Annotated in this window: 5 protein-coding genes; all 5 read right to left on the bottom strand. The window is 63.8% G+C overall.

Annotated elements, in window-relative coordinates; translation table 11 throughout:
* A partial coding sequence (locus I8N66_RS36735) for a hypothetical protein (protein ID WP_291165395.1) occupies positions 1–245 on the bottom strand: 245 nt, incomplete at its 3' end.
* Between the two features lie 132 nt (positions 246–377).
* A complete protein-coding gene (locus tag I8N66_RS36730; protein WP_291165393.1) occupies positions 378–938 on the bottom strand; it encodes a DUF924 family protein in 561 nt (186 codons plus the stop codon).
* Positions 939–1,079: 141 nt separating this feature from the next.
* Positions 1,080–2,147, bottom strand: a complete 1,068-nt coding sequence (locus I8N66_RS36725; RefSeq protein WP_291165390.1) for an iron ABC transporter permease — start codon at positions 2,145–2,147, stop codon at positions 1,080–1,082.
* Between the two features lie 3 nt (positions 2,148–2,150).
* Positions 2,151–3,104: an ABC transporter substrate-binding protein gene (locus tag I8N66_RS36720; protein ID WP_291165388.1), complete on the bottom strand. Its 954-nt coding sequence runs from the start codon at positions 3,102–3,104 to the stop codon at positions 2,151–2,153.
* Positions 3,101–3,646: ABC transporter ATP-binding protein (locus I8N66_RS36715; RefSeq protein ID WP_291165386.1), on the bottom strand; the 546-nt coding region annotated here is incomplete at its 5' end. The genes I8N66_RS36720 and I8N66_RS36715, both read right to left, overlap by 4 nt.

Below are 3,646 nucleotides of genomic sequence, written 5' to 3'. Positions count from 1 at the left end.
TCCGGCGTCGCATCGTTTGCGGCTTGGTGGGCGTTATCCTCGGTCGGTGTCGTCGCCTTGCCAGCGGCCGGCTGCGATGCGGTCTGCGCCGACTGGGCCGGTTGCGTCGACTTCTGGTCGGACTGCGTTGTGCCCTGAGCGGTAGCTTGTGCCGGCTGCGCCGCCTTCTGCGCTGCAACCGGACCGGCGGCGACCAGCCCCAGCAGGCAGATGAGAATGGCAGGCAGTTTTCCGACAGAACGCAATTTCATAGTCCTTGCAGGTTGAGACCGTGGAGCGGAATCGCGTCAGTGGCCATCCCAATGCGATGTGAATACGAAAGACGGCGGAAAGATGCAAAACCCGCCGTCAATTGCGCTCCAGCGCCGGATTTTTCGTCAGAAACCGGCGCCCGGCCTTGCCAGATAGGCAAGCTCGGCATCTGTCGAGACGCGAGCCAGCAAGGCATTTCGATGCGGGAAGCGGCCGAATTCCTCGATCACCTCGCGGTGGCGGATGGCGTAATCGAGATATTCGGCATCGCCGAGCTCGGTGAAAAGCTTCACCGACATGGTCTGGTCGGTCAGATTTTCCGAATGCTCGAAGGGCAGATAGACAAAGGCGCGCGCTTCCGGCTTGATCGCCATGTCGGCGCCGTTGCCGACGGCGAGCTTGGCCTCGTGCAGCGCCAGACAATCGGTCGCAAAGGCCAGCGGCGTACCGCGATACATGTTGCGCGGCAGCTGGTCGAGCAGAATGATCGCCGCCAGCCGGTTCTCCGGCGTCGCGCGCCAGATCTCGCCGACCCCGCGGGCCAGCCCCAGGTGCGACGCCTGGAAGCGGCGAATGCAGGCGTCGTCCAGTTCGTGGCTGGCGGTGAACCAGTCGTCATAGGTGAGCTCGCCGAACCAGAAGTTCAAAACGTCTTCCGGCGTGCAGATTTCAACTTCTCTCGTCATTTTCTCCCTCATGCCGCTCTGCTGCCGGCCCTGCCTTTGTCGAACCGGAACGGCAGCCATGCATGCGCTAAGACATAGGCGCGCAACGGCCCATGTCCATGCATGACCGGTGTCCATGCATGACCAACGCCGATGCACGCCTTACGCGCGCCGCGTGAGGATGGCAACAAAGGCGATGCCGCCGACAATGCCGGTGACGACGCCGATCGGCATATCCTCGGGCGCCATGATCACCCGAGCGACGAGGTCGGCGAGGATCAACGTCAAGGCGCCGAAGAAGGCCGAGAGCGGAATGACCCGGACATTGTCGCTGCCGGCAAAGAGCCGCACGAAATGCGGCACCATCAGCCCGACGAAGCCGATTGCGCCTGAAAAGGCCACCATCACCCCGGTCAGGAGCGCGGTGACGACGAAGAGCGTCAGCCGGAAACGGCGTACGGGAATACCGAGCGTCGTTGCCGTCTCGTCGCCCATGGCAAGCGCGTTGATCTCACGCGAGCGCACGACCAGCCAGCCGAGCGAAACGAAGAGCACCAGCGCCGGGTAGACGAGATGCGGCCATTGCGCGAGGCCCAGGCCGCCGAGCATCCAGAAGATCACCGTGTGCGTCGCCCGTGGATCGCCGAGGAAGATCATGAGATTGCCGACCGAGGTCAGCACGAAGGCAACGGCGACGCCGGCAAGGACCAGGCGATCGGCACTGGTGCCGAGCGCGCGGGAAACGAAGGCGACCAGCACGGTGGCAAGCAACGCGCCGCCAAAGGCAAAGAGCGGCACCGTGAGAAGGCCGAGGATCATTCCGGTATGCAACAGCGCGACGATCGCCCCGAGCGCGCCGCCGGAGGAGACGCCGAGCAGATGCGGATCGGCAAGCGGATTGCGCGTCACCGATTGCAACACGGCGCCGGTCAGTGCCAGGCCGGCGCCGACAAGCCCCGCCAGCATCACCCGCGGCAGGCGCACGTCCCAGACGATGCTTTCGCGCCCGGCAGACCAGAAGGCCTCGACACTGCCGGGCACGAGCTTTCCGGCAACGATCGACCAGACGGTGGTCACGGGGATCGGCGCCGAGCCGAGCGACACGCCGGCGGTCACGGTCAGAAGAAGCAGCAGCAGAGCCGCGAACAACCCGACCCCGCCGCGGAGCGCCCGCGCCGGGGAAACCCGCGAAACGGCAACGGGAGCAGCCGACGTATCCTCAGCCAGCATCGGTTACAGGCCCTGCCCGTGAAATGCCCTCGAAAGCCGGGCGATGGCATCGATGTTGCGCGGTCCGGGCGTCGCCTCGACATAATCGAGCACGACGAAACGGTCGTTCTTCACCGCGTCGACATTGGCGAAGGCCGGGTTGCTCTTCATGAAAGCGATCTTGTCCCCGGCTTTCACCTCGCCGTAGTTGACGATCATCACCACCTCCGGGTTCCGCTCGATCACCGGCTCCCAGGAGACTTCCACCCAGCTCTTGTCGACATCGTCCATGATGTTGGCGCCGCCGGCAGCCTCGATCATCGCCGTCGGAATGCCGAAGCGACCTGATGTGAAGGGCTTCTCCTCGCCGGAATCATAGACGAAGACGCGGGTCGGCTTGGCGTTGCCGGCATTGGCCTTGGTGATCTCGGCAAGCTGGCTGCGATAACCCGCGACCAGCGCTTCGGCCCGATCCTCGACGCCGAAGATGCGGCCGAGATTGAGGAGATCGACGAACATGTCGTCCATCGAGGGCTTCTCCCTGGCCATGACGTGGATGCAGGATTCGGTGAGTTCGTAGACGCCGATCTTGAAGGGCGCCAATGTCTCGGGCGTCACTTCGCCACCGACCTTCATGCCGTAGTTCCAGCCGGCGAAGAAGAAATCGGCGTCGGCATTCAAGAGCACTTCCTTGGTCGGATATTTCTCCGCAAGCTCCGGCAGTTCCTTCACACCTTGGCGCAGTTTTTCATCGAGCGTCTTCCAGCCGGAAACGCCGGTATAGCCGACCATGTGGTCCTGCAGTTTCAGCGCCAGCATCATCTCCACCAGGTTGACGTCGTTGGCGATCGCCCGTTTCGGCGCGGCGTCGAAGGTCACCTCGCGGTTGCAGCTCTTGACGGTCACCGGATAGGCGAGCGCCGGCGTGGCGGCGGCAATGAGAAACAGCAAGGTAGAGGAGGCAATATTGATCTTCATGAAATGGATCCCTGTCGAGGAAGTGAAAAGGAGAAACGGGCGCTGCCGGCAACGGCGGTGCCGTGGGCGGTGGCAGTGACGCCGAAGGCGGTGGAAAGCGCGCGCGGGTTCAGCACCGCATCGGGAGTTCCGAAGGCCGTCAGCCGCCCCGCGGTCACGATTGCGACATCGGTCGCGAATTCGGCGGCGAGATTGATGTCGTGCAGCGTCGAAACGATCGTCAGCTTCAGCGTCTGCAAGAGCTCGAGGATTTCGAGCTGGTGACGGATGTCGAGATGGTTGGTCGGCTCGTCGAGGATGATGATGCGCGGCTCCTGGGCGAGTGCCCGGGCAATCAGCACCCGCTGCTTTTCGCCGCCCGAAAGTGTCGCGAACTGGCGGCCGGCGAGGTGGGAAAGATCGAGATGAGAGAGCGCATGCTGCACGCGCTCGCGGTCCGTCTCCGTCCAGCCGTTGAGCCCCTCTCGCCGCGGGATGCGTCCCATCATCACGACGTCACGCACGCTGAAGGGAAAGTCGCCGGGCATTTCCTGCAGCACGAC

It is taken from the genome of Ensifer sp. SSB1 (assembly GCF_016652895.1).
In the GTDB taxonomy this organism is placed as follows: Bacteria; Pseudomonadota; Alphaproteobacteria; order Rhizobiales; family Rhizobiaceae; genus Ensifer.
This window is presented reverse-complemented; position numbering and strand designations above follow the sequence as displayed.

What these genes read in the sequence shown, in the direction of transcription:
- I8N66_RS36730 (WP_291165393.1), bottom strand. Translation starts at nt 938, where the DNA reads ATGACGAGAGAAGTTGAAATCTGCACGCCGGAAGACGTTTTGAACTTC.
- I8N66_RS36725 (WP_291165390.1), bottom strand. Translation starts at nt 2,147, where the DNA reads ATGCTGGCTGAGGATACGTCGGCTGCTCCCGTTGCCGTTTCGCGGGTT.
- I8N66_RS36720 (WP_291165388.1), bottom strand. Translation starts at nt 3,104, where the DNA reads ATGAAGATCAATATTGCCTCCTCTACCTTGCTGTTTCTCATTGCCGCC.